We start from the raw sequence: 23,457 nt of genomic DNA on the forward strand, positions 1-23,457 counted from the left end.
TGGCAGAGTCGCAAGTGATTCGCCGCCCACCTCATTCCGCCACGCCGCGCTCCGCAGGGAGCGACGGCTGAAAGCGGCAGACGGAACAAACTCTGAACGGCCCATGCAAGACGACAGCAACGACCTTTTCGCCAGCCTGCAATCCCAGCCCGCCCCCGAACCCGTGGCGCGGGAGGAAAAGCCCGTGCCGCGCGCCACCGCACCGGTCCCGGCCCCGCCGGCTGCCGGCGGCGATTACGACGCCTCGGCGATCCGCGTGCTGGAAGGGCTGGAGCCCGTGCGCATGCGTCCCGGCATGTATATCGGAGGCACGGACGAGAAGGCGCTGCACCACCTCTTCGCCGAAGTCATCGACAACTCGATGGACGAAGCGGTCGCCGGCCACGCCAACTTCATCGAGGTCAATCTCGACGCCGAAGGCTTTTTGACCGTCACCGACAACGGCCGCGGCATCCCGGTCGAGAACCACCCGCAGATGCCGGGAAAATCAACGCTGGAGGTCATCCTCACCGTGCTGCATGCCGGCGGCAAGTTCGACGGCAAGGCCTACGAGACATCGGGCGGCCTGCACGGCGTCGGCGTGTCCGTCGTCAATGCGCTGTCGGATCATCTCGAGGTCGAGGTCGCCCGCAACAAGAAGCTCTATCGCCAGCGCTTTTCGCGCGGCAAACCCGTCGGCGGGCTGGAAGAGCTCGGCGACGTGCACAACCGGCGCGGCACGAAGGTCCGCTTCCATCCGGATCCGGAGATTTTCGGCGCGCATGCGCGCTTCGATCCCGGCCGCGTCTTCCGCATGGCGCGCTCCAAGGCCTATCTCTTCGGCGGCGTCGAAATCCGCTGGAGCTGCGATCCGGCCCTTCTGCCCGAGGGATCCGAGACGCCGGAAAAGGCGGTGTTCCACTTCCCCGGCGGCCTGAAGGACTATCTGCAGGCCACGCTCGGCAAGGACTACACCGTCACGCGCGAAATCTTCGCCGGCAAGAGCGAGAAGTCGGGCGGCCACGGCTCGCTGGAATGGGCCGTCACCTGGTACGGCGGCGATTCGCTCATCCACTCCTATTGCAACACCATCCCGACCGCCGATGGCGGCACGCATGAGGCGGGCCTGCGCATCGCGCTCACCAAGGGCCTGAAGAACTATGCCGAGCTGACGCAGAACAAGCGCGCCAGGGACATCACCACCGACGACGTGATGATCTCGGCGGTCGGCATGCTCTCCGTCTTCATCCGCGAGCCGGAATTCGTCGGCCAGACCAAGGACAAGCTCGCCACCGTCGAGGCCCAGCGCATCGTCGAGAACGCGCTGCGCGACCCCTTCGACCACTACCTTGCCGACAACCCCGCCGAAGCCGCCAAGCTGCTCGACTGGGTCATCGAGCGCGCCGAAGAGCGCATGCGCCGCCGCAAGGAAAAGGAAGTCTCGCGCAAGACGGCCGTGCGCAAGCTGCGCCTGCCCGGCAAGCTCGCCGACTGCTCGCAGAATTCCGCCGAGGGTGCGGAACTCTTCATCGTCGAGGGCGATTCGGCCGGCGGCTCGGCCAAGCAGGCGCGAAACCGCGCCAACCAGGCCATCCTGCCGCTGCGCGGAAAAATCCTCAACGTCGCAAGCGCCGGCCGCGAGAAGCTCGGCGCCAACCAGCAGATTTCCGATCTGGTGCAGGCGCTCGGCTGCGGCACGCGCTCGAAATACCGCGACGAGGACCTGCGCTACGACCGCGTCATCGTCATGACCGATGCCGATGTCGACGGCGCGCATATCGCCTCGCTGCTCATCACCTTCTTCTATCAGGAGATGCCGGATCTGATCCGTGGCGGTCACCTCTATCTCGCCGTCCCGCCGCTCTACCGCCTGACCCAGGGCGGCAAGACGCTCTATGCCCGCGACGATGCGCACCGCGAGGAGCTGATGCGCACCGAATTCAACGGGCGCGGCAAGGTCGAGATCGGCCGCTTCAAGGGTCTGGGCGAAATGCTGCCGGCGCAGCTCAAGGAAACGACGATGGATCCGAAGAAGCGCACGCTCCTCAAGGTCGCCATCGACGACGTCGATTTCGAGGGCACCCGCACCGCCGTGGACGACCTGATGGGCACGAAGCCGGAGGCGCGTTTCCGCTTCATCCAGGAGCGTGCGGTCTTTGCCGACAACCTCGATATCTGAGGAAGGAATGCCTTACTTTCGCGCCATTGCCGGCCTCTAACCGGCGGCATCGATCCCGGAGAAACGGCCATGAAAGCTGCGCTCATCGTCATGACGCTCATGGGCTGCGACGACAGCGCGACCCAGTGCCACTATATCGATACGGTCGACCGCTCCTGGCAGACGGTCGCGCTGTGCGATGCGCAGGCGGAAACCTATATCAACCGCCATCAGGACAAGAATTATCCTGTCATCGTGGCGGTCTGCGAAACCGCAAGCGACCGCATGACGGCGGAGGTCACGCCGACGCCCGATCCCGCGCCCGCCGACACGACCGCCCAGACCCCGCTGCCATTGCCGGCGGAAACGGTCGAGGCCCGTCAGGGCCTTGCGGCGCGCACGCTGGGTTTCCTGAAGAAAGCCATTCCGGACCGGCAGTCGCTGAAGGCCGCCGTCACCACGCCGATCCGCTATGCCGAGGACGGCTATTCCTGGGTCGCCAAGCGCTTCGCCGACTGATCACCGAACGACGGACGGCCAGGCGCCTTCCCTTCACGCCGCCTCGCGCGTGGCGATCAGCGCGTAGCTGCGCGCGGTCTGGCGCTGTTCGGCAATGGCAAGGCGCTCGACCAGTTCGAGCATCGCCTGGCAGGCGGCATTGCCCATGGCGCGGCTGCGCGCCAGAAGCATTTCCGAAACGGAATGCAGCCCGTCCCCGCCCTTGGCCTCGCGCCGCCAGAGCATCGTCGCCTCGGCAAAGAGCGCGCTGATATCGACGCCGAGCCCGGTCGTTTCGTAGAGCGCCCGCACGGCCGCCTCGCGCCCGTCCGACAGGATGGAGCGAACCCGCCGCTCCTCCTGCCCCGAAAGGTTCGCGATGGCGGCGACGAAGAATTCCGCGCGGCCCGTGCAGAGCGCATGCATCAGGAAGACCGGCGTCAGGCGGCCCGTCACGCGAAGATGCTCGACCAGCGTCGGCATCTCCGTGGGGGCAACGTCCGCCACCATGCCGATCGTCGCGACGTCGCAGGCTTCACGCGTGATGCGCTCGACCCGGCCTGTGCCCACCGCCGCCTGGATGAGGCCGAAGCCTGCCAGCGCCGTGCCGACCTTCTCCACCAGCGCATGGCGGGCATCGCTCGGCAGGTCCTCGCGGTCGAGCAGCAGCGCGCGGATATCCGCGTCATGGCCCAGTCGCTCGGCAATGCGCGCCAGGCTGCGGCGCGACAGCATCGCACCCTCGTTTTCCAGCAGCGCCAGCACGTCCTCCACATCCCCCACTTCCGCAAGGGCAGCGGACACCACCCGCGAGACATGGCTGCGGTTGGCAATCAGCATGCGCGTCACGTCGCTGCCCTTGGCGGCGAGATCGACCAGGTCGGCATCCGTCAGCAGGCACGAACACAGGATGATATGGGCGGCGATCTCGGGCTGGTCTTCGGCCAGCGGCAGAATGACCGCGCGCGGCGCGTCCGCGCAGGAGGCAAGTGCCTCGGCCAGCGCCAGCCGCACCTTGGGCGCGGGATCGTCGAGCAGGAAGATCATCGCCATCTCGGCGGCGCGGCGGTCGTCGGGCGCGATGCGCGCCTTCGCATAGGCCCGCGCCAGAACGCTGGCCGCCTTCGCCCTGTCGGCTGCCCGCGCGGTCTCGATCCAACGGAGGAATGCATGAACGATCAATGGACGCCCCAAACGCCTGCGACTTCTAGTGAAAGGACCCTATCGGCAAAGTGTTTAAGATTGGTTCACCATATCCGTTAACGCGCCGGTCATTGCCAGATCGCCGTCCGCCCTCTTAAGAAGAAGCATGACGATGCTGCCCCGCGCCCTCTTCCTTATGCCCCCCGCCGAACGCGCTCCGATGGGCCGCCGTGAGGCCCCGCCCGCGACGAGCGGGCATGCCTGCCCCGTCGTGGACGACGAATCGACCGTGGACGAACTCCAGGCCATCGTCGCCGCCGGAACGCCGGTGATCGGGCTTGCCGGCTGCCGCAAGGGCGCCGACATCCAGCGCCTCGCCACCCTGCTTTCGGTCGCCGAGGCGCAGGCCGGCTGCGCGGACGGCGAAACGCGCATCCTCGCGCTGACGGACGGAATCCTGCCCGCGCCCGGCGCACCCGAGGGGTTCGCCGGAAAGTCCCCACGGCTCGCCGCGCTGGTCTGGAATCGTTTGGCGCTGGAAAACGCGCTCGCGACGGCCGCGCCACGCGCGCAGGACGGCACATGGACCGTCGCCTTCGCGGCCGCCCGCTCGGCCGTGCTGCTCGCCGCAGCCGCCGCCGGCATCCCCGCCTATGACTGCGCCTGCGATCTCGACGGCAACAGCTTTCAGCGCGGCTGCGAAACCTCGCGCGACGAAGGGTTTTACGGCCGAATCGCAACGGACGCCGCGCAGGCCGCCATCATCGAAGCGACCTATCCCCGCGGATGACGCAACGTCAGTCCCGCGGCTGACGCCACGTTAGTCCGCCCTGGGGCGAGCCATGGTGAAAACGCCCGTGCCGCCGTCGGTGTAATCCAGGTAGCCCATGCGCCCGAGCGGCCGCGCCACCGCCATGTCGATCATGCCGTCGCGCAGGATGTCCGGGCTGATATGGATGCCGACCACCTGGCCGAACACGACCCAGTTGTCCGTCTCGCGCCCGTCGAGATCGAGCGGCCGCAGGATCTGGGTCGTGCGGCATTCGAGCGCCGCATAGGCCTCACCCACATAGGGCGCATCGACGAGGCGCCCGCCGACCGGCGTCAGCCCCGCGATCTCGAACTCGTCGACCCCGCGCGGCACGGCGACCGAACTCGCATTCATCTCCTTGGCGAGGTGCTGGCCGGCGAGCGAGCAGGTGAAGACACCCGTCTCCTCGATATTCGTCACGCTGTCCTTGTGGCCGCTGGAGGAGAACATCACCAGCTTCGGCCGGTCGGCCACCGCATTGAAGAACGAATAGGGCGAAAGGTTCCGCCGTCCGTCCGCCGCCTTGGTGCCGATCCAGCCGATCGGGCGCGGCGCGACGATCGCCTTGAAGGGATCGTGCCGCAGCCCGTGCGCGTTCTGCGCCGTCTCGTAGAACAGGGCGTCAGGCATCGTCGCCCACCCATGTCACGATGTCCGAAAGCGCGGGGCGCGGCCGTTCCGTCGGCGGCACGGTCGGCGTGCCGATATGGATGAAACCGGCGACCTTCTCGCCTTCGTTGACGCCGAGGATCGGATAGGCCCGGGCGTCGAAGGCATACCATTCGGTCAGCCAGTTGGAGGCATAGCCATGGGCATTCGCCGCCATCACGAGGTTGAGGCAGACCGCACCGGCCGACATCACCTGCTCCCATTCCGGAACCTTGAAATGCGGCGCGGCGCGGCTGATGACGGCGACCACGACGGGCGCGCGGGTCAGCCGCGTGTTCTCCACCTTCACCATTTCTTCGGAGAGATCGGGCTTGTCCGCCATCGCGATCTTGGCCAGCGCCTCGCTGATGCGCTTGCGCTCCGCGCCCCGGTAGACGATGAAACGCCACGGCGCGAGCTTGCCGTGATCGGGCACGCGCGAAGCAAGCGTCAGCATCGCCTCGACCTCCTCTCTGGAGGGGCCGGGCTCGCCCATCTGGAAGGCGGGAATGGACCGGCGGGTCGAAAGGTAGTCGATCAGCTTGATTTCGGTTTTCATCGGGAGCGAGTTCCAATACCTTGGCGCGCGAAAGCGGCCTTGAAAATGCCATTCGGGACTGTTTGGAAATGCGTCAGGGTCCGGCGAAGACGGGGATGCCGAGCATCGGAGCGCAGCGTACGCAAGTCCGCCCGCACCGGAAGCGCGGAAATCGCCATTTGCAGCCCGTCATCAAGCATTCACAACAGTCCCTGTGCCGGCTCTCAAGTGGAGCCTTACAGTCAGGAAGTCAACCGGTCCATGCGCATGCCTCTCCATCCTGTCGCCGTCGTAAGTCTCGCCCTGGCGAGCCTTGCCTCCTCCCTTGCGCCGGTTTTCGCGCAGGACACGGTCGAGAGCTTTTCGCAGGTCAGCAAGCCCGCCGTGAAGGGTGGCAAGCTCACCTCCTTCAACCCGATCGTGACGGGCGAAGCGACGCCGAACAACCTGCGTGACGTGACCTGCGAGGCGCTGCTGACCAAGGACGGCCAGCCGATGCGCGACGGCCTGACCTGGCGCGTGTTCTCGCCCATCCCGGCGGCCGATGGCAAGCTGCCGCTGGTCGCGACCTCCGAGGGCGGCACGGCGGCCTTCCAGCTCGTGCCCGGCGAATATTTCGTCAACGTCGCCTTCGGCCGCGCCGGCGTGACCAAGAAGCTTGTCGTTCCCGATCAGGGCAAGGTCGACAAGCAGGTGATGGTGCTCGATGCCGGCGGCATCATGCTGAACGCCGTCTCCGGCTCGGACGTGCGCATTCCGCCGAAGGAGCTGAGCTTTTCCGTCTATTCGTCCGAGGTCCGCGAGGATGGCGAGCGCAACCTCGTCGTCGCCGATGTGAAGCCGAACTCGGTCGTGCGGCTCAATGCCGGCACCTACCACGTCGTTTCCGATTACGGCACGGTCAACGCGGTCATCCGCGCCGATATCCAGGTGGAGGCCGGCAAGCTGACGCGCGCCACCATCCAGCACCGCGCCGCCAAGCTGACGCTGAAGCTCGTCTCCGAGCCCGGCGGCGAGGCGATCGCCGACACGGCCTGGTCGATCCTCACGTCCTCGGGCGACACGGTCTCCGAAAGCGTCGGCGCCTTCCCGACGCTCGTTCTGGCGGAAGGCAGCTACATCGCCGTCGCCCGCAACAAGAACCACATCTACCAGCGCGATTTCAACGTGCAGGCCGGCGTCAACACCGATGTCGAGGTGCTGCTCGACGAGAACGCAAACGACCAGAAGGCCGCCGCCCAGGACGTCGTCGACTGATCAGCCCGCCCGCTTGCGTAACGAACGGCGCGCCGGCGCCATGGCGAAGACGGCATCGTACAGCCGCGCCATGATGCCCTTGCGGTCACTGGCCGCAAGGGCTGCCCACGGGATGGTCGCCCCGATGCGCGCCGTGATGGTCGAACCCGAGAGCCTGCGGAATTCACGGATCAGCAGCGACAATCTCAGCGTCAGCGACACCTTGCTGGCGAGATGGAAGAGCGGCCCGTTCTGCCCCTCGAAATAGACCGGAATGACATGCGCCCCGGCCGCCTGCACCAGCTTGGCAGGAAACATCTTCCACGGCAGGTCCTGCGCGCGGCCGAACACGTTCTTCGCCGTCGCCACCCCGCCCGCCGGAAACACCACGATAGTGGTGCCGGCCTTCAGAAGCCGCACCGCTTCGGCGCGCGTCGCCATGTTGAGCGCCAGCGCCGCCTTCGTCTCCTCGAAGGAGACCGGCAGCGCATAGGGCTGCATTTCCGGCACCTTGAGCAGATCGTTGTGGATCATCACGCGGAAGGGACGGCCGAGCTGTTCGGCGAGCGCCAGCACCGCGATGCCGTCGCCGATGCCGAAGGGATGGTTGGCGACGATGACCAGCGGCCCCTCTGGCAGGTCGGCCGGCGGCCAGGCGCCGCGCACGGCGAGCCGCACGTCGATGAGGTCGAGCATGTCGCCGAAGACGCGCGCGCTGGTGCCGACGATGGAGGTGCGCCAGATATCGTAGAGCCGCGCATAGCGGTCCCGCCCGGCGAGCCCCTCCATGGAGCGGATGAACCACCGCTTGAGCCGCGGATCGTTCTCGTTGGCATAGGACAGCTGCCTGAACCGCACGGGCATTGCTCAATAATCCCCAACCTCTCCTCCGTCATCCTCGTCCTCGGCCTTGAGCCGAGGACGAGGATGACGAGGGTGGGTACAAAAAAATGATCCCGCACTGTTAGCACGGGATCATGAAGGTTTTCAGACAGATGGCAGGGCGCTTACGCGACCCGGTCGCGCTTGCGCTTGAGGTCCGGCGGCATCGCCTCGTCGGCAAGCGATGCGATCGCCTCGTCGAGCGTCATCGACGTCTGGTTCTGCGAGCCGAGACGGCGGATGTTGACCGTGCGCTCCTCCGCCTCGCGCTTGCCGCACACGACGATAACGGGAACCTTGGTCACCGAATGCTCACGGACCTTGTAGTTGATCTTCTCGTTGCGGAAGTCGGTCTCGACCGTCAGCCCCGCCTCGCGCAGCTTCTCGGCCACCTCGCGGCCATAGTCGTCGGCCTCCGAGGTGATGGTGGCGACCACCACCTGCTGCGGGGCGATCCACAGCGGCATGTGGCCGGCGAAGTTCTCGATCAGGATGCCGAGGAAGCGTTCCATCGAGCCGCAGATGGCGCGGTGGATCATCACCGGCTGCTTCTTGTCGGAATTCTGGTCGATATAGAAGGCGCCGAAGCGTTCCGGCAGGTTGAAGTCGACCTGCGTCGTGCCGCACTGCCATTCGCGGCCGATGGCGTCCTTCAGCGTATATTCGAACTTCGGCCCGTAGAACGCGCCCTCGCCCGGCAGGATGCCGGTCTTGATGCGCCCGCCGGACTGCGCCTCGATCTGCTTCAAGACATCCATCATGACGCTTTCGGCCCGGTCCCACAGTTCGTCGGAACCGACGCGCTTTTCCGGACGGGTCGAAAGCTTCACGACCACCTCGTCGAAGCCGAAATCCTTGTAGACCGAAAGGATGAGGTCGTTGATGCGCAGGCATTCCGCCGCCATCTGCTCGTCGGTGCAGAAGACATGCGCATCGTCCTGCGTGAAGCCGCGCACGCGCATCAGCCCGTGCAGCGCGCCCGAGGGCTCATAGCGATGCACGTTGCCGAATTCCGCAAGGCGAACAGGCAGTTCGCGATAGGACTTCAAGCCATGCTTGAAGATCTGCACATGACCCGGGCAGTTCATCGGCTTCAGCGCGAAGACGCGCTCGTCGTCGGTCTCGTCGCCGGCGACGGTCACCTTGAACATGTTGTCGCGATACCAGCCCCAGTGGCCGGAGGTTTCCCACAGCGACTTGTCGAGCACCTGCGGCGCGTTCACCTCTTCATAGGTGCCGGCCAAGCGACGACGCATATAGGCGACGAGCGTCTGGAACATGCGCCAGCCCTTGCCGTGCCAGAACACGACGCCCGGCCCTTCCTCCTGGAAATGGAACAGGTCCATTTCGCGGCCGAGGCGACGGTGGTCGCGCTTCTCGGCCTCGGCGAGGATGTTGAGATAGGTGTCGAGCTCCTCCTGCGTGCGCCAGGCGGTGCCGTAGATGCGCGTCAGCATCGGGTTGTTACTGTCGCCGCGCCAATAGGCGCCGGCCACCTTCATCAGCTTGAAGGCCGTGCCGATCTGGCCGGTCGAGGCCATGTGCGGGCCGCGACACAGGTCGAACCAGTCGCCCTGGTAATAGATCTTGAGGTCCTGCCCCGCCGGGATCGCATCGACCAGCTCGACCTTGTAGGCCTCGCCCTTGTCGGCAAACACCTGGCGCGCCTTGTCGCGCGACCAGATTTCCCGCGTGAACGGCTTGTTACGCTGGATGATCTCCTTCATGCGCTTTTCGATCTTGGGCAGATCGTCCGGCGTGAAGGGCTCGTTCTTGGCGAAGTCGTAATAGAAGCCGTTGTCGATGACCGGGCCGATGGTCACCTGCGTGCCGGGCCACAGCTCCTGCACGGCCTCGGCCATGACGTGGGCGGCATCGTGACGGATCAGCTCCAGCGCGCGGTCGTCCTCGCGCGTGACGATCTCGATCCGCCCGTTCGAAACGGGATCGGAGAGATCGCGCAACTCGCCGTCGAGCGCAATGGCAACCGCCTTCTTGGCCAGCGACTTGGAAATCGCCTCCGCCACATCACGCCCCGTCGAGCCCGCGGGATATTCGCGAACGGAGCCATCGGGAAATGTCAGGGAAACAGGTGCAGACATGAAATTCTCCTATCCAGTCCCGCCAACGAATGCGGGTGGTATGCGAAGGGAAGAGGCCGGATGCCCCGGCGCGTGCGTCGCGCGGTATACGGGGATTTTGGGGGGATTGGAAGGGGTAGGCCCTATGATCGATCTCGGGCCCAAGTATTCATTGATTATGGTGCCCCGTCCGCTCAACGGCGGCGTCGCGCCAACAGCGGCCATTGCAGCTCCGCGCAGCTTTAGGGTATGCGTAGCTGCAGCAACTCCATTATTGGATGATCAGCCCTTTGAACTATATTCAGTCCCTCCGCGCAAAGATCGGTCGCGACCTCATTATGCTGCCAAGCGTTGCAGCGGTCATTTCCGACGCCGAAGGGCGGTTGCTTCTCCAGCGCAAGGGCCAAGGCGAAGGCTGGAGCCTTCCTGCCGGTGCAATCGAGTTGGGTGAGACGCCACAACAGGCAGTGGCTCGCGAAGTCTTGGAAGAGACCGGGCTGACGGTCATCGAAGCGGAAGTCTTGGGGGTATTTGGCGGCAAGGATTTTCGATACGTGTATCCAAACGGGGATCAGGTCGAGTATTTTGTCGTGCTGTTCAGATGTCTGACCAAGGGCGAGCCAGGTGGTTTCTCTGATCCCGAAACCGTTAGCCTCAAATACACGCCCTTGAACGAGATGCCGAGACTTGCCGTTCCCTATCCGATGGAACTTCTGTTCTCCAAGGCAACATGACTGCTCTGCAAGTGATGTGAGGCGAAGCAGTCGTAGTGGCTCAGAGGCGCCAACACCGGTCATTCGGCGATGGCGGCATGCTCTGGGAAGTGTTGACTCTCAGGGTTCCCAAATCACGGTCGTTCTGATTCATTGCTGCTCTCTGAAAGCAGTGATGGAAGCGCCATATGAACGAATACCAGGTCAGACTTGCTTCGATCGTGGAAGACTTCGGCGTTCCCAAGGGTGGAGAAGCGGTCGATATAGAGCGCCATAGAGGTCAAGTCCCGGACGCCGTGATCGAGTTCTGGGCGCAGTACGGCACCGGGATCGTATTGGATGGATATTTTCAGTTTTGCGATCCCGCTCGATATGCTTCGATCATGCAGGTTGTTTTCGATGGCGATAACGAGATCAGACCCGAACAGACACATGCCCTCGGCTTCGGTGCGTTTGGAACGATCGTCGCATGGAATGAAGTGTATCAGGACGTCGCCATCAACCTCGTGAACGGCCAGGTGTCGTGCCCTTCTCTTGTGAGCGGCAAGACCTTCGATCCCGATATGGCCGTCACCAGCCAATTGATGATGATCGACGATCCGACCCTCGATGAATATGATGCAAAGGTCAAAAAGCTTTTCAAGCCGGCATCTGCCAAGCTGGGAAAGCTGGGCGTCGGGCAGATCTATGGTTTCAAACCGATTCTGGCACTTGGCGGCAACAGAGTGCTGGAAAACCTGACGATCTACGACGCGTTGCCGCATATGGCGATCCTGGCGCAGGCGCATGAGATGCAGTTGATGGACAACGCCGCTTTCCCGCCTCGGCCGGTGCGGGTGATTGGTTCATGAACTCGACCCAATAACCGCATTGGGCCAATAGCCGTCATTCATTCAGGCTGCAAGATTCCAACGAAACCGAGCCGACTTAGCCAAAAACTGTCCCACTTCTTTTCTTCGCCTCTAAAGCCTGCCGTGTCCTGAATATCTTCCCCCCGCCGAACGGATCGCATAACGTGTCGATGCCGACCGAGGAGGCGCGTTCTTGTTCTGCCGAAATCCGCAGCATGGGCGAAAGAAGAATAAATCCACCGCTCACCTCCATAGGCCCAGACCACAGCCGTGCCCTCTCCTTCGTCATCCTTATCTGCCCTCTCCTCCGTCATCCTCGGGCTCGACCCGAGGATTTGACCACGCAATACGTCATTTCCGTCAATGGTTTGGAGAAGGCCGGCAGATCCTCGGGTCAAGCCCGAGGATGACGTCGGTGGGTGTGGCCTGGCGAGTACGGCGGTTGTGGGTGTAGCCCGGCGCGTGCGGCGACCGTGGGTGTAGCCCGGTGAGTGCCGCGGCTGTCGGTGTGGCAACGGCAGGTGTGGTGGCGGTTGATATAATGACGACCGCAACCACCCGTGAAACACGGGGACGCCGTCACCGAAAAAACCCAATCATTCCAGTCCAAGCCGCCCTTTTCACGCGCAAATCATCCCCGCCTTCCGCACATCGCCTATCCTGAACGTCCTTCCGCCGCCGGACGGATCGCGTAACGTGTCGATGCGGGCGGGAGGAGGCGCTTTCGTTGTCTGCCGTAACGTGCGGCGGGGGCGAGAGAGGTTTGGAGCGACGAGGGGGTGACGCCCTTCGCCGTGCGGGGCTTCCCCCTTCCCCGGGTCGCGGGGTCGGTTTGGGTCCGCCATGCAGGCAGGATGGCAGCCCATGCCCCCGGAAAGTGCGGAACGCGGTTTCCGGACAAGGCGCATGGGCCAGCCAGAATGCGCAGCGAAGCCCTGCCATGCCTGAAGGAGGACAAGACCGCCTCCGAAGAACGCCTGGGCCGCGCGAAAGCGAAGCCACCACACACACCCTTTCCAGAGGCAACGCTTTCGCGCGGTTCTCCGGTCCCAACATTTTCAACCCGATGGGAAACCTGCGGGCCGTTCCGGCTGCGCGCAATCCGCCAGAGACCCCAGGAGAGAGCGATGGCACCAGACAGGCACAGCACCACCGCACCGCCCGATGGCGACGATGACCACCGGCTGGTCATCCATCAGTTCGGGGCGACCGAGGCCGGCTTCTTCCGCACCTGCCGCCTGCCGCGCTGCCGGCGGGCGCGGCGCTGCGCCGGCTGCCCTCGCCCGGGTGGTGAAGCGGACGCATTGCCCGACAGCGCCATACTTCCGCCCTGCATCGTCACCGGCGCGGATATCCGGCGCCTGATCGACGGCGTCATGGACGTCGACCGCATAATCCGGGAGGCCTGGGGGCTGGTCCCCGGCGAAGAGGACGGCGATACGGCGGCGGACGGCGCAGGCGACCCCCTCGCCTTTCCGCCACCCGAAGGCCTGCCGCGCGCCCGCGAGCCGGGCCGGCACAATGGCCGGCGTGCCCGGCGCGGCCGGGCGAAGGCTCAGGAGACGTATAACGCTCAGGAGACGCGCAGCGCTCAGGAGACGCCGAGCGCCTCGGCGGAAATCCAGAACACGGCGTCCTGCGACTCGGCCGTTTCCAGCCAGACGAAATCGAGATGCGGGAATTCCTCTTCCAGGATTTCCCGGCCCGAGCCGATCTCGCAGATCATGCCGCCCTCGGGGTTGAGATAGGCGGGCGCGTCGGCAAGGATGCGGCGCACCAGATCGAGCCCGTCCACGCCGCCGTCATGGGCCATTTCCGGCTCGGCGCGGAATTCCGGCGGATAGCCCGAGAGCGCCTCGTGGTCGACATAGGGCGGATTGGTGATGATGAGGTCGTAGGTGCGGCCTTCCAGCGGTTCGAAGAGGTCGCCCTGGAACAGCGTCACCTGTTCCTCGACATCGTGTTCGTCGAGATTGATCTTCGCCACCTCCAGCGCATCGGCCGAGAGGTCGACGGCATCGACCGCGGCATGCGGGAAGAACTTTGCCGCCAGCACCGCCAGGCAGCCCGAGCCCGTGCAGATGTCGACGGCGCTCGTCACCGTCATCGGATCGGGCAGGAAGGCCGAGCCGTTCTCGCCGAGATATTCGGCAAACAGGATCTCGCCGATATGCGAGCGCGGCACGATCACCCGCTCGTCGACATGGAAGCGCACGCCCTGGATATAGGCGCGCCCGGTAATGTAGGACGAGGGCTTGCGCGTCGTCACCCGCGTCTCGATGCGCTCGGCGAGCAGCCGGCGCTCGTCGGGCAGCAGGCGGGCATCGAGGAAGGGATCGAGCGCATCGATCGGCAGTTCCAGCGTGTCGAGCAGCAGATAGGCCGCGTCGTCGCTCGCCGTCGTCGTGCCGTGGCCGTAGCTGAGATCGGCGGCGTTGAAGCGCGAGATCGCATAGCGCCAGTAGTCGCGCAGCGTCACGAGTTCGGTTGTGATGTCTTGCTGTGTCAACGGTGGCCTCGTGTGCGCTATAGTATTCTCTGGACTGACCCGGCTTTAGAATGGCAAGGGCGGAGCGGTCAATCATAACCATAGAGGCTTTCCGCGACAGCATGGCGAAGGATACGCGCAACAGGCAGAAACCGGCTCCCTCCCGCAAGGCAGGCGCGGTAGCGCGTGCGCCCGTCGTCGCCAAGCCGCGCCTGCCCGCAAAGCCGAAAGCGGCACCGGATGGCAAGCGCGTCACCCTGCCCCGTGCGCTCTCCAAGCTCGGCTTCTGCTCGCGCAGCCAGGCGGAAGCGCTGATCGCGGAGGGCCGCGTCACGGTCGCCGGCCGCGTCGTCACCGATCCCGAGACGTGGATCGACCTTGCCGAAACCGCGCTCGCCGTCGATGGCCGGCCGGTGGTCGCCGAGGCGCCGGTCTATCTCATGCTCAACAAGCCGCGCGGCCTCGTCACCACCCGCCACGACCCGGAGGGCCGCCCGACGGTCTATGATTGCCTCGCGGGCGTCGAGCACGCCCATCTTTCGCCCGTCGGCCGGCTAGACAAGGCAAGCGAGGGCCTGCTGCTCTTCACCAACGACACGCAGTTCGCCAACGCGCTGCTCGATCCCGGGACCCATGTGGCCAAGACCTACCACGTCCAGATCGACCGCCAGGCCGACGCTCCCTTGCTCGAGACGATGGCGCGCGGCGTCATCCATGACGGCGACGTCCTGAAGGCGCGCCGGGTGCGGCAGCTGCGGGCGGGCGAAAAGAACGCCTGGCTCGAAATCGAGCTCGACGAGGGCCGCAACCGCCATATCCGCCGCATGCTCGAAGCGCTCGGCGTGGAATGCCTGCGCCTCGTGCGCGTCGCCATCGGCAACCTGCCGCTCGGCGATCTCGAAAAGGGCGCGGTACGCCCGCTGAGCGAGACGGAAGTGCGCAACCTGCGCAGCCTCACCCGCCGCCGATAGAATAGGTGAGCGGTCGGCGACATCCCCGCCGGAAAGGTCCGTGGCATAATGATCGGAAAGGGGCTTGATCCTCTAGTCACTGGAGGAATTATCTTCGAAGGACGATCATCATGGAGTTCCGCATGCCCGCCCTCTCCCCGCTGTCCGGCCACGCTGCGGGTCGCGGGGCTTGCCATCGCCGGCCTCGGCGCGCTGTTTGCAGCCCATGCCCAGCACTATGTGGGCGCCTCCTGGCGCATCGGCTCGGCGGAAGGCCAATCCGGCGCCATCGTCGATACCGGGCCGTTCCGCCGGTCGCGCAATCCGGTCTTCGTCGGTCAGGTCGCGCTGTTTACGGGTTTCGTCGTCGCCCGGCCGGATATCGTCCAACTCGCGCTGGCCGCGGCCGTGGTGCTGGCCGTGTGGTTGCAGGTCCGGGTCGAGGAAAAGGTGCTGGAACGGGATCTCCGCGAGCCCTACGCGGCCTACCGTGAACGGGTACGCCGATGGCTCTAGGATCCGCCGAGCATCCTGGCGAGACCGTTGACGGTGTTGGCATTGCGCAGCGTGCCGATGCCGAGCTTGCGGGTCGTCACGGCTCAGCCCCTGCCGGCGCGCGACACGCGCCACAGCCGCCACGGCGCCCACCAGGAAAACCGGCGCTCCAGCGCCTCGGGCACGGGATCGAAACCATGCGTGCCGCCCGGGCCGCAGCGCGCGACGCGAAACAGCGTCATGAAGCCGCCCCGCCACAGGCCGTGGCGTGCGACCGCCTCATAGCCGTATTCCGAGCAGGTCGGCAGATGCCGGCAGGAATTGCCGATGAAGCCGGACAGCGTGAGCTGGTAGAGGCGGATGAGGCCCATGCCGAGAAGCCGGCCCGGTGTCTTGCGGAACGGTCCCGACCAGTTGCGGCCCTTAGAAGCCGAAGCCGAAGCCGGCGCGGCATGCCGGCAGTCCGGACCGTCGCACATCGCGCTTCACCCGGCTTTTTCGAGCCGCTTCGCCTCGATCTGGCCGATGGCATCCACCACCGCATCGAAGGTCAGCATGGTGGAGGCGTGGCGCGCCTTGTAGTCCTTGACGGGCTTGAGGAAGCGCATTTCCTCGAAACGTCCGCCCGGGCCCTCGCCGTCGGCCTTCAGCATGGCCAGCATGTCCTCGCGCGCCCGGCGAATGTCCTCGACGGTGGCGCCGATCACGTGGCGCGCCATGATGGAGGACGACGCCTGCCCCAGCGCGCAGGCCTTCACCTCGTGCGCGAAATCGCTGACCCGGTCGCCGTCGAGCTTGATATAGACCTTCACGCGGGAGCCGCAGAGCTTGGAATGGGCGCCTGCCTCGGCATCCGCGTCGTCAAGCGTGCCGATCCGCGGAATGTTGCCGGCAAATTCGAGAATGCGGCTGTTATAGATATCGTCCATCATGACCTGCTTTTCGCACTTTTTGCGAAATCTTCAATGATCCGGGGATATTATTCCGATCGGGTCGGGAAAAAAGCACGACGTGTCGCCTCCTGCCTCTTTCGCGACCAGTGATCCATACTATATGATAGCTCGTATTGGGGTGCGTGTTTTGCAAGAAGCGAAATGGCGGAAAGCGGACACCACCTGTTGTTTGGGAAACCGTGCCGGACGGTCAGCGCACTGTTAAGCGAGACCTGAAAGCCCCGGAGCCCGCCAACGGAACCCAAGCCTGCAGGGTTAGGCGAATGGCCAGTGGCGAGTCCGAATACACGTCAGATAACCTGCAGAAAGGTCTCCACGACCATGGACGCCATCGTAACGAATTTTCCGCGCCCCGAAGACCAGACGGATCGCCCCTCCCAGAAAGAAGCGGAGGATGCCGTTCGCGTCCTGCTTCGCTGGGCCGGTGACGACCCGGAACGCGAAGGCCTGCTGGACACGCCCAAGCGCGTGGCCAAGGCATACCGTGAGCTGTTCTCCGGATACGACCTCGCCGCCGAGGACGTGCTGGGCCGCACCTTCGAGGAAGTCGCCGGCTACGACGACATGGTGCTGGTGCGCGATATCCCGTTCTTCTCGCATTGCGAACACCATATGGTGCCGATCATCGGCAAGGCGCATGTCGCCTATCTGCCGAACGGCCGGGTGCTCGGCCTGTCCAAGATCGCCCGCGTGGTGGAAATCTACGGCCGCCGCCTGCAGACGCAGGAAACCATGACGGCGCAGATCGCCAAGTCGATCGACGAGACGCTCAATCCGCGCGGCGTGGCCGTGATGATCGAGGCCGAGCATATGTGCATGGCGATGCGGGGCATCCAGAAACAGGGCTCGACAACGCTGACCACCACCTTTACCGGTGCCTTCAAGACCGAGCCGACCGAACAGGTCCGGTTCATGACCATGATACGAAGCTAGGCGAAACGGCCGGCTTCGGAAGACGGAGCCGCCGCCATGCCGATCACCTTCGACGCCCCTTCGAAAGACAAGGCCGAACTCGAGACCGGAACCGCGTTCACCCCGCGTTTCGACGAAAGCGGGCTTGTGACCGCCGTCGTGACGGATGCGAAGGACGGCGAGCTGCTGATGGTGGCGCACATGAACGCCCAGTCGCTGGCGCTGACCATCGAGACCGGCATCGCGCACTACTGGAGCCGCTCGCGCAACGCGCTCTGGAAGAAGGGCGAGACCTCGGGCAATCTCCAGACGGTGGTGGAACTGCGCACGGATTGCGATCAGGATGCCGTCTGGCTGAAAGTGTCCGTGGCCGGCCATGACGCGACCTGCCACACCGGCCGCCGCTCCTGCTTCTACCGCACGGTCTCGAACGGACCCGACGGCGCGGTGCTCACAATCACCGGCGGCGAGCCGCAGTTCGATCCGGCTGCCGTCTACAGCAAAAATTAAGCATCTGCGCGATTTTCGTCCAGATTCGAGACGTTTTCACCAATTGGAAACCGTTCGAATTGCCTAATGGCTCGCATGGCGGCTTTTACCCCCGCCATGCGGATCACGAGATGGAAGCGCAACGCACTCCTGCATCAAGACCGGTCTCCAGCGCCACCCCGTGGATGACAGCGTCCCTGCAGGCACAGGCAAGCCCCCGGAAAATCGCGCATCCGCATCTTTTTTTCACGTTGAAAGTTCCCCGCGATACGCATCGCCCTTATCCTGCCCTATATCCTGTATTCGCAGGTGTTGAAGCGGCGGAACCGGTCGCGTCACCGAGAGTTCCTTTGGGGAATGGAGGTCCGGAATGCTGAACTGGAGTTTCAACCGCAGCCTGATGCCATCGGACGCATCCAATCCCGGCGACCCTACCCTCGACTCGCTCCCGCCCATGCCTGCACCCGCCCCGCCCCGCAAGTCCAAGATCGCACTCGCACTCGGCGGCGGCGCTGCCCGCGGCTGGGCCCATATCGGCGTCCTCAGGGCACTGGAGGAAGAGGGCATCGAAGTCGGCATGATCGCCGGCACCTCGATCGGCGCCCTCGTCGGCGGCTGCTACTTGGCCGGCAAGCTCGATGAGCTTGAAAGTTTCGCACGCTCGCTCACCATGCGCCGCATCGCCAGCCTCCTGGATTTCACCATTCGCGGCTCTGGCCTGTTCGGCGGCATGCGGCTGACAAAGCGCATGCAGGAGCATCTCGAAGACCTCGCGATCGAAGACCTCGACCGCCCCTTCGTAGCGGTGGCGACGGAAGTCAACAGCGGCCATGAAGTGTGGATCAACGGCGGCTCGCTGATCACGGCGTTGCGCGCGTCCTACGCCCTGCCCGGCATTTTCGAACCGATCAAATGCAACAACCGCACGCTGGTCGATGGCGCCCTCGTCAATCCGGTGCCTGTCTCGGTCTGCCGCGCCTATGAAGAGCCGCTCGTCGTCGCGGTCAATCTCAACTACGACCTCTACGGCCGCTCGGCGGTGATCAAGCACAGCGCCAGCCAGCAGAAGATCGACGAGCACAGGCAGGAAGACAGTGCTGCGCGGCTCGGCCTGACCGGCGTGATGGTGCAGTCGTTCAACATCATCCAGGACCGCATTTCCCGCGCGCGCCTTGCCGGCGACCCGCCGGATCTGGCGCTGCATCCAAAGCTCGCCGATATCGGCCTTTCGGAGTTCCACCGCGCCGGCGAAGCCATCGACCGCGGCTATCAGGAAGCCAAGGCGCGCATCGCCGAAATCCAGCGCATGCAGGAAGCGGTGCGAGCCGTGCGCTGAGGCGCGGCGATATCAGGGAAAGCCTGCAGGAAGCTACATGACTAAAGGCGGGCGGAACGGCTAGGATCGTTCCGCCCGAAACCGTTTCACCGGGCCGGTCGCGATTCGGTCAGCTCGCGATATAGGCCTTGATCGCCTCGGCCTCGTGCTTGATCGCGCGGATATGGGCTTTCACCACGTCGCCGATGGAGATGATGCCGACCAGCCGCCCGTCTTTCTCCACGGGAATATGGCGTGCGCGCAGCTTGCTCATCATTTCCATGATGTCTTCGACGGATTGCGCCTCGCCGCAGCGATGGACATTGCCCCACATGATGGAGGAAATCGGCTTTTCCAGGCATTCCGCACCGTTGCGGGCCACGGCGGCAACGATGTCGCGCTCGGTCAGAATGCCGGAGATGCGGTCGTTGCGATCCACGATGACGATGGCGCCGATGTGATTTTCATGAAGATAGACGGCAGCCTGCCTGACGGTAAGCTGTGGGCCGCCGGTCACGACGTTGCGGCCCTTCTCGTCCAGTATCGACTTTACATACATGCGTACCTCCCGTGTGCGTCATGACAGAGAGGCGGGGCACCCTTGCAGGAATGCCCTGCCAGTATGGTGAGACAGGCGTCGCTTCCTCCGTGCGTGTGCCGGTCCCTTCCGGTCTGCATGTGCGAACCGGAACTGCCTTATGGTGCGCCACGAAAACGGCGATTGCAAGACTGCTTGTGGATTGCGTCAATCCCGCCGGGCTTCGCTGTCCAGCCGGTCGAAGATCGGGAAGAACAGGAACCCGAAGAGGAAGCCGCCGATATGGGCCTCCCAGGCGATGGCCCCGCCGCCGCCGACCGAGCCGAAGACCTGGCCGACGCCGACGAGAAAGTTCGTGAGGAACCAGATGCCCGAGAAGACCAGCACCGAACGGTTCGACAGCGCCTCGGGGATCGAAAGCCGCCGGTTGAGATGGGCGAACTGCCGGCTGATGCGGCCGCTCGGCGAGAACACGAAGCGCGCCGCAGCGCCCATCAGGCCGGAGACGACGCCGGAGGCGCCGACGACGAGGATCATCTCGCCCCAGTGCAGCGCCGTGTGGAAGGCGACCGCCGCGATGGCGGATAGGCACCAGAACAGGAAGAAGCGCGTGACGCCAATGCGCCGCACCACCGGCGCGCCGAAGGCGACCATCCAGAAGCCGTTGAACAGCAGATGCTCCCAACTGCCGTGCAGCAGCGAATAGGTGATCGGGCTCCACAGCCAGCTCAGGTCCTGATCGGCAAGCGGCACGGCATAGCGTGCGGGTATGAAGGCGAAGCGCAGGAGCACGCTCTCGTCGGCGGGCACCGACAGCACATAGGTTCGCACGGCATGGACGAGCGTCAGCAGGCCGAGCACGAAGACGAGACTTCCGGGAAGATTGAAGGCGGGCTCGCGCCTGCGCACGCCGTTCTCCTCATCATGCATTTCCACGCCGTCGTCACGCATTGCGAACCACCAACTCATACAAAAGGAATCGCGCTTATATAGATAAAAGAAAGGCCGTGCAGCTTTCGCCGACGGCCCGCGCCCCCAATCCCCGGAGCTTGAAAGATGTGCACTTAACCACCCCTCGTGAAGGGATGCCCCGACTTTTCCCGAAGCGGGCCGGCCGCGCAATCGAAACCGTTTGTTAACCTTAATCGCGCGGTGGCACGAAACTCGCTCCTCTCACCTCAGACGCCCCGTCAGCCCCGGAATCCGTTCCGGAACAGGACAGAAGTGATTGGATGACGTGCATGCAGACCAGGGCCGCGACGACACTTTACGATTACTGGACGCGCCAGCGCGGCCGGCAGGCCTTGCCCCTGCGCAGCGCAATCGAGCCGGCCGACATCGCCGGCATCCTGCCGGACGTCTTCATCCTGGAACACGCCGAGGCGCAGGCCCCGCTGTTCCGGCTTGCCGGAACGCGCATCTGCGCGCAATTCGCCCGCGAGCTGAAGGGCACCGGCTTCGACCGGCTGTTTGCGCCGGACCTGCACGAACGGGTCGGACGGATCGCCGAGAATGTCATGGCCCAGACCGCGCCCGCCATCCTGCTCATCCAGCTCGTCGACGGTGCGCTGGACACCACGCAGGCCGAGATCACGCTGCTGCCGCTCGCCACGCAGGGCCGGACGGCCGACCGGATCATCGGCGCCTTTGCACCCCTGCCCGGCCAGCGCCAGCCGCTTTCGGCCTTCCGCTACGCCACGATCGATACGCTGACGGTGATCGACCCGGACCGCACGGATACGCTGGCCGCCCCGCGGCCATCCATTCCCGTGCCGACCTCCATCATGACGATGCGGCCGGCCGGGATCGGCCAGGCGATGAGCCGCGTCATGCATCTGCGCATCTTCGAAGGCGGGCGCAAGACGGAGTGACTGACAAGGCTCTACCGTCAATGCAACCGGCAACCCCCATAAGTTGTCAAAACACTCGACGGATACGAGATTTCCGGGCTGCGGCAAACCTTCTGTTAACCCAGAAAGATTAAAGGTTGGAAAGAGATAGGATCATCAGGCACCCGCGCTCATGTACTCTTTCCAACAGGCATCGCCTGCCGCACGGCAGCCCCAGAGCGACCAGCGCAACTTCCAGCGCGTCTCGGTCAACCTGTCGGGCCGGCTGATGACCGCCAATCACGACGAGTATGACTGCACGGTGCTCGACATGTCGCCGGGCGATGCGAATTTCATATGCGCGGCGCGGCCCCGCATGGGCGAGCGGATCATCGCCTATATCGATCACCTCGGCCGCATCGAAGGCAATGTCGCGCTGCTCAACGACACCGGCTTCGCGATCCAGCTGACCGCGACCGACAGGAAGCGCGAGAAGCTCGCGGCCCAGCTGACCTGGATCGCCAATAAGCACGAGCTCGGCCTGCCGGAAGACCGCCGCCACGACCGCCTGACGCCGCGCAACACCCGCACGGAACTGACCCTCGACGACGGCCGGCGCTATCCCTGCCGGATCATCGACCTGTCGCTGTCGGGCGCGGCAATCGATATCGAAGTGCGCCCGGCGCTCGGAACCCCCGTGCAGCTCGGCAGCATGAAGGGCCGCGTGGTGCGCCACTTCCAGGAAGGTGTCGCCATCGAGTTCTCCTCGGTGCAGTCGAAGGAAGCGCTCACGTCGTTCCTGTAGCATTCCGCGACACCACGCGGCATGGACTGTACGAAAAAGGGCCCGGCGGGCCCTTTTCTGTTTCAGAACGATGCACCTCTTCACCAGAAAAAACGCAAAAAAATTTCGGGCTGACATCGGCGCAAAGTGCAAGTCGACGCCACGCGCCCTGGCCGCGAGTGAAAATCCGGCGACCATAGCCGGGCATGAAGTGCCCCATCGGATGGCGCGCAACCGGCCCGCAGAACCATTTCCGTTGAAAAAAATCCGGAAATTCAAATGGAATCAGATAATTATCGCGGAATAGCCGGAAGCCGGCGAGCGGCAAATTCGTTACAATTTTAATCAAATTCGCCTCAAATACAGATAAAATAAAACTCGAATTTTGTTTTTATTTTATACTTATGCGATCTTGATTTGAACTAACTTATACTTCGGGTTTTCGCGCAAGATCAAAACATGCCTGTCATTGTAACCCCATCAAACGGGGACGACACAATGACAAAAACACTCAAGACAGGGACATTTGCATTCCTCTTCTCGCTGGCCGCCGCACAGGTCGCGCTGGCCCTGCCGGCCAACATTCCGCTCGCCGGCGCCACCAACCAGCCGATCGGCCACTACGAATTCTGCAAGCGCTACAGCGATGAATGCGGCCCGACCGGCAAGGATGCCGGTCCGCTGAAGCTGACGCCGGAAAGCTGGAAGACGATCCTCAATGTCAACTACACGGCCAATACCGAATTCGTGCCGATGACCGACATGGAAATCTACGGCGTCGAAGAGCACTGGGCCTATCCCGAAGCTGCGGCCGACTGCGAGGATTACGTCCTGATCAAGCGCAAGCGCCTGATGGAAGCCGGCATCGCGCCCTCCAACCTGCTCATCACCGTCGTTCTCCAGCCGAACGGCGAAGGCCATGCCGTCCTGACCGTGCGCACCGACCGCGGCGACTTCGTGCTCGACAACATGCGCAACAAGGTCATGCTCTGGTCGGAAACCGAATACCGCTTCCTCAAGCGCCAGTCGTCGGTCCATGCCGGCAAGTGGGTCAAGCTGCAGGATGGCCGCGCCGAGGCTGTCGGTAGCGTCAAGTAACACCGCCGCCGGTAACGGCGCAGCGCGACAATGAGCCCGGCAGCCCTGCCGGGTGCAGGAAAGGGCCC

General features: G+C 64.4%; 26 protein-coding genes and 1 pseudogene. 14 read left to right on the plus strand and 13 right to left on the minus strand.

The window, feature by feature from the left end; all coding sequences use genetic code 11:
- The first annotated feature begins 103 nt into the window (after positions 1–103).
- Both parE and B5M41_RS22635 read left to right on the plus strand, forming a co-directional pair.
- The gene (parE, locus tag B5M41_RS22630) at positions 104–2,158 is read left to right on the plus strand and encodes a DNA topoisomerase IV subunit B (RefSeq protein ID WP_134652190.1); all 2,055 of its coding nucleotides are present in this window, start codon (positions 104–106) and stop codon (positions 2,156–2,158) included.
- A 69-nt stretch (positions 2,159–2,227) separates the two neighbouring features.
- Positions 2,228–2,656 carry a hypothetical protein gene (locus B5M41_RS22635; protein WP_134652192.1) on the plus strand — a complete coding sequence of 143 codons (429 nt, stop codon included), beginning with the start codon at positions 2,228–2,230 and terminating at the stop codon, positions 2,654–2,656.
- Between the two features lie 33 nt (positions 2,657–2,689).
- Here B5M41_RS22635 and B5M41_RS22640 read toward each other — a convergent pair whose 3' ends face one another.
- Complete coding sequence (locus B5M41_RS22640; protein ID WP_134652194.1) at positions 2,690–3,817, minus strand: DUF2336 domain-containing protein; 1,128 nt, start codon at positions 3,815–3,817, stop codon at positions 2,690–2,692.
- A 127-nt stretch (positions 3,818–3,944) separates the two neighbouring features.
- Here B5M41_RS22640 and B5M41_RS22645 point away from each other — a divergent pair, with 127 nt between their 5' ends.
- Positions 3,945–4,568 (plus strand): hypothetical protein, encoded by a 624-nt coding sequence (locus tag B5M41_RS22645; protein ID WP_134652196.1) that lies wholly within the window; start codon positions 3,945–3,947, stop codon positions 4,566–4,568.
- A 30-nt stretch (positions 4,569–4,598) separates the two neighbouring features.
- Here the strand turns inward: B5M41_RS22645 and B5M41_RS22650 are convergent, their stop codons facing one another.
- Both B5M41_RS22650 and B5M41_RS22655 read right to left on the minus strand, forming a co-directional pair.
- Positions 4,599–5,207 carry a flavin reductase family protein gene (locus B5M41_RS22650; RefSeq protein WP_134652208.1) on the minus strand — a complete coding sequence of 203 codons (609 nt, stop codon included), beginning with the start codon at positions 5,205–5,207 and terminating at the stop codon, positions 4,599–4,601.
- Between the two features lie 4 nt (positions 5,208–5,211).
- A complete protein-coding gene (locus tag B5M41_RS22655) occupies positions 5,212–5,796 on the minus strand; it encodes a nitroreductase family protein (protein WP_134652198.1) in 585 nt (194 codons plus the stop codon).
- Positions 5,797–6,036: 240 nt separating this feature from the next.
- Between B5M41_RS22655 and B5M41_RS22660 the strand changes: the two genes are divergently transcribed.
- Positions 6,037–7,032: a hypothetical protein gene (locus tag B5M41_RS22660; protein WP_370359439.1), complete on the plus strand. Its 996-nt coding sequence runs from the start codon at positions 6,037–6,039 to the stop codon at positions 7,030–7,032.
- On the opposite strand, the gene B5M41_RS22665 is transcribed toward B5M41_RS22660, so the two are convergent.
- Positions 7,033–7,869 carry a lysophospholipid acyltransferase family protein gene (locus B5M41_RS22665; RefSeq protein WP_134652200.1) on the minus strand — a complete coding sequence of 279 codons (837 nt, stop codon included), beginning with the start codon at positions 7,867–7,869 and terminating at the stop codon, positions 7,033–7,035.
- A gap of 149 nt (positions 7,870–8,018) precedes the next feature.
- Positions 8,019–9,995 carry a threonine--tRNA ligase gene (gene thrS / locus B5M41_RS22670; RefSeq protein ID WP_134652202.1) on the minus strand — a complete coding sequence of 659 codons (1,977 nt, stop codon included), beginning with the start codon at positions 9,993–9,995 and terminating at the stop codon, positions 8,019–8,021.
- A 269-nt stretch (positions 9,996–10,264) separates the two neighbouring features.
- On the opposite strand from thrS, the gene B5M41_RS22675 reads away from it, so the two are divergent.
- Together B5M41_RS22675 and B5M41_RS22680 are read left to right on the plus strand one after the other, a co-directional pair.
- Entirely contained in the window at positions 10,265–10,708 is a 444-nt protein-coding gene (locus B5M41_RS22675) for an NUDIX domain-containing protein (RefSeq protein ID WP_230640299.1), read from the plus strand.
- A gap of 167 nt (positions 10,709–10,875) precedes the next feature.
- Complete coding sequence (locus B5M41_RS22680) at positions 10,876–11,538, plus strand: GAD-like domain-containing protein (RefSeq protein ID WP_134652206.1); 663 nt, start codon at positions 10,876–10,878, stop codon at positions 11,536–11,538.
- A gap of 1,058 nt (positions 11,539–12,596) precedes the next feature.
- Here B5M41_RS22680 and B5M41_RS22685 read toward each other — a convergent pair.
- Complete coding sequence (locus tag B5M41_RS22685; protein ID WP_134650741.1) at positions 12,597–13,058, minus strand: hypothetical protein; 462 nt, start codon at positions 13,056–13,058, stop codon at positions 12,597–12,599.
- 71 nt (positions 13,059–13,129) lie between these two features.
- Positions 13,130–14,047 carry a 50S ribosomal protein L3 N(5)-glutamine methyltransferase gene (gene prmB, locus B5M41_RS22690; protein WP_134650742.1) on the minus strand — a complete coding sequence of 306 codons (918 nt, stop codon included), beginning with the start codon at positions 14,045–14,047 and terminating at the stop codon, positions 13,130–13,132.
- Between the two features lie 101 nt (positions 14,048–14,148).
- Between prmB and B5M41_RS22695 the strand changes: the two genes are divergently transcribed.
- Both B5M41_RS22695 and B5M41_RS22700 read left to right on the plus strand, forming a co-directional pair.
- On the plus strand, positions 14,149–14,997 hold the full coding sequence (locus B5M41_RS22695) for a pseudouridine synthase (protein ID WP_134650743.1): 849 nt from the start codon (positions 14,149–14,151) through the stop codon (positions 14,995–14,997).
- 48 nt (positions 14,998–15,045) lie between these two features.
- Positions 15,046–15,492 (plus strand): methyltransferase family protein, encoded by a 447-nt coding sequence (locus tag B5M41_RS22700; protein WP_134650744.1) that lies wholly within the window; start codon positions 15,046–15,048, stop codon positions 15,490–15,492.
- Here the strand turns inward: B5M41_RS22700 and B5M41_RS27220 are convergent.
- The 3 genes and pseudogenes from B5M41_RS27220 to B5M41_RS22710 all read right to left on the minus strand — a co-directional run.
- Positions 15,489–15,575 (minus strand): annotated as a pseudogene (locus B5M41_RS27220) (DUF1697 domain-containing protein); the annotation flags it as partial. The gene B5M41_RS22700 and the pseudogene B5M41_RS27220 sit on opposite strands and share 4 nt — an antisense overlap.
- Complete coding sequence (gene yidD / locus B5M41_RS22705; protein ID WP_134650745.1) at positions 15,576–15,950, minus strand: membrane protein insertion efficiency factor YidD; 375 nt, start codon at positions 15,948–15,950, stop codon at positions 15,576–15,578.
- A gap of 6 nt (positions 15,951–15,956) precedes the next feature.
- Positions 15,957–16,403 (minus strand): iron-sulfur cluster assembly scaffold protein, encoded by a 447-nt coding sequence (locus B5M41_RS22710; protein WP_134650746.1) that lies wholly within the window; start codon positions 16,401–16,403, stop codon positions 15,957–15,959.
- Positions 16,404–16,745: 342 nt separating this feature from the next.
- On the opposite strand from B5M41_RS22710, the gene folE reads away from it, so the two are divergent.
- The 3 genes from folE (at position 16,746) to B5M41_RS22725 (ending at position 19,161) form a co-directional block, all read left to right on the plus strand.
- The gene (gene folE / locus B5M41_RS22715) at positions 16,746–17,357 is read left to right on the plus strand and encodes a GTP cyclohydrolase I FolE (RefSeq protein ID WP_134650747.1); all 612 of its coding nucleotides are present in this window, start codon (positions 16,746–16,748) and stop codon (positions 17,355–17,357) included.
- A 36-nt stretch (positions 17,358–17,393) separates the two neighbouring features.
- A complete protein-coding gene (gene hisI / locus B5M41_RS22720; protein ID WP_134650748.1) occupies positions 17,394–17,846 on the plus strand; it encodes a phosphoribosyl-AMP cyclohydrolase in 453 nt (150 codons plus the stop codon).
- 349 nt (positions 17,847–18,195) lie between these two features.
- Positions 18,196–19,161, plus strand: coding sequence for a patatin-like phospholipase family protein (locus B5M41_RS22725; protein ID WP_134650749.1), 966 nt, complete (start codon positions 18,196–18,198; stop codon positions 19,159–19,161).
- Positions 19,162–19,270: 109 nt separating this feature from the next.
- Here B5M41_RS22725 and B5M41_RS22730 read toward each other — a convergent pair whose 3' ends face one another.
- Positions 19,271–19,699: a CBS domain-containing protein gene (locus B5M41_RS22730; protein WP_134650750.1), complete on the minus strand. Its 429-nt coding sequence runs from the start codon at positions 19,697–19,699 to the stop codon at positions 19,271–19,273.
- 186 nt (positions 19,700–19,885) lie between these two features.
- Entirely contained in the window at positions 19,886–20,629 is a 744-nt protein-coding gene (locus B5M41_RS22735; RefSeq protein WP_134650751.1) for a rhomboid family intramembrane serine protease, read from the minus strand.
- Positions 20,630–20,919: 290 nt separating this feature from the next.
- Between B5M41_RS22735 and B5M41_RS22740 the strand changes: the two genes are divergently transcribed.
- Together B5M41_RS22740 and B5M41_RS22745 are read left to right on the plus strand one after the other, a co-directional pair.
- Positions 20,920–21,549: a PAS domain-containing protein gene (locus B5M41_RS22740; RefSeq protein WP_167719311.1), complete on the plus strand. Its 630-nt coding sequence runs from the start codon at positions 20,920–20,922 to the stop codon at positions 21,547–21,549.
- Between the two features lie 151 nt (positions 21,550–21,700).
- A complete protein-coding gene (locus tag B5M41_RS22745) occupies positions 21,701–22,312 on the plus strand; it encodes a PilZ domain-containing protein (protein ID WP_134650753.1) in 612 nt (203 codons plus the stop codon).
- On the opposite strand, the gene B5M41_RS22750 is transcribed toward B5M41_RS22745, so the two are convergent.
- Positions 22,296–22,640, minus strand: a complete 345-nt coding sequence (locus tag B5M41_RS22750) for a hypothetical protein (RefSeq protein ID WP_134650754.1) — start codon at positions 22,638–22,640, stop codon at positions 22,296–22,298. The genes B5M41_RS22745 and B5M41_RS22750 overlap by 17 nt on opposite strands.
- A gap of 149 nt (positions 22,641–22,789) precedes the next feature.
- On the opposite strand from B5M41_RS22750, the gene B5M41_RS22755 reads away from it, so the two are divergent.
- Positions 22,790–23,389, plus strand: a complete 600-nt coding sequence (locus B5M41_RS22755; RefSeq protein ID WP_134650755.1) for a transglutaminase-like cysteine peptidase — start codon at positions 22,790–22,792, stop codon at positions 23,387–23,389.
- Positions 23,390–23,457 lie beyond the last annotated feature (68 nt).

The sequence above is a fragment of the Shinella sumterensis genome, from assembly GCF_004514425.2.
GTDB lineage: Bacteria > Pseudomonadota > Alphaproteobacteria > Rhizobiales > Rhizobiaceae > Shinella > Shinella sumterensis.

Bases quoted from the DNA above. Each gene is read 5' to 3' on its own strand.
- parE (WP_134652190.1), top strand. From the start codon at position 104: ATGCAAGACGACAGCAACGACCTTTTCGCCAGCCTGCAATCCCAGCCC.
- B5M41_RS22635 (WP_134652192.1), top strand. From the start codon at position 2,228: ATGAAAGCTGCGCTCATCGTCATGACGCTCATGGGCTGCGACGACAGC.
- B5M41_RS22645 (WP_134652196.1), top strand. From the start codon at position 3,945: ATGACGATGCTGCCCCGCGCCCTCTTCCTTATGCCCCCCGCCGAACGC.
- B5M41_RS22655 (WP_134652198.1), bottom strand. From the start codon at position 5,796: ATGAAAACCGAAATCAAGCTGATCGACTACCTTTCGACCCGCCGGTCC.
- B5M41_RS22660 (WP_370359439.1), top strand. From the start codon at position 6,037: ATGCGCATGCCTCTCCATCCTGTCGCCGTCGTAAGTCTCGCCCTGGCG.
- thrS (WP_134652202.1), bottom strand. From the start codon at position 9,995: ATGTCTGCACCTGTTTCCCTGACATTTCCCGATGGCTCCGTTCGCGAA.
- B5M41_RS22680 (WP_134652206.1), top strand. From the start codon at position 10,876: ATGAACGAATACCAGGTCAGACTTGCTTCGATCGTGGAAGACTTCGGC.
- B5M41_RS22695 (WP_134650743.1), top strand. From the start codon at position 14,149: ATGGCGAAGGATACGCGCAACAGGCAGAAACCGGCTCCCTCCCGCAAG.
- B5M41_RS22700 (WP_134650744.1), top strand. From the start codon at position 15,046: ATGATCGGAAAGGGGCTTGATCCTCTAGTCACTGGAGGAATTATCTTC.
- yidD (WP_134650745.1), bottom strand. From the start codon at position 15,950: ATGTGCGACGGTCCGGACTGCCGGCATGCCGCGCCGGCTTCGGCTTCG.
- B5M41_RS22710 (WP_134650746.1), bottom strand. From the start codon at position 16,403: ATGATGGACGATATCTATAACAGCCGCATTCTCGAATTTGCCGGCAAC.
- folE (WP_134650747.1), top strand. From the start codon at position 16,746: ATGGACGCCATCGTAACGAATTTTCCGCGCCCCGAAGACCAGACGGAT.
- hisI (WP_134650748.1), top strand. From the start codon at position 17,394: ATGCCGATCACCTTCGACGCCCCTTCGAAAGACAAGGCCGAACTCGAG.
- B5M41_RS22725 (WP_134650749.1), top strand. From the start codon at position 18,196: ATGCTGAACTGGAGTTTCAACCGCAGCCTGATGCCATCGGACGCATCC.
- B5M41_RS22730 (WP_134650750.1), bottom strand. From the start codon at position 19,699: ATGTATGTAAAGTCGATACTGGACGAGAAGGGCCGCAACGTCGTGACC.
- B5M41_RS22735 (WP_134650751.1), bottom strand. From the start codon at position 20,629: ATGCGTGACGACGGCGTGGAAATGCATGATGAGGAGAACGGCGTGCGC.
- B5M41_RS22740 (WP_167719311.1), top strand. From the start codon at position 20,920: ATGCAGACCAGGGCCGCGACGACACTTTACGATTACTGGACGCGCCAG.
- B5M41_RS22745 (WP_134650753.1), top strand. From the start codon at position 21,701: ATGTACTCTTTCCAACAGGCATCGCCTGCCGCACGGCAGCCCCAGAGC.
- B5M41_RS22755 (WP_134650755.1), top strand. From the start codon at position 22,790: ATGACAAAAACACTCAAGACAGGGACATTTGCATTCCTCTTCTCGCTG.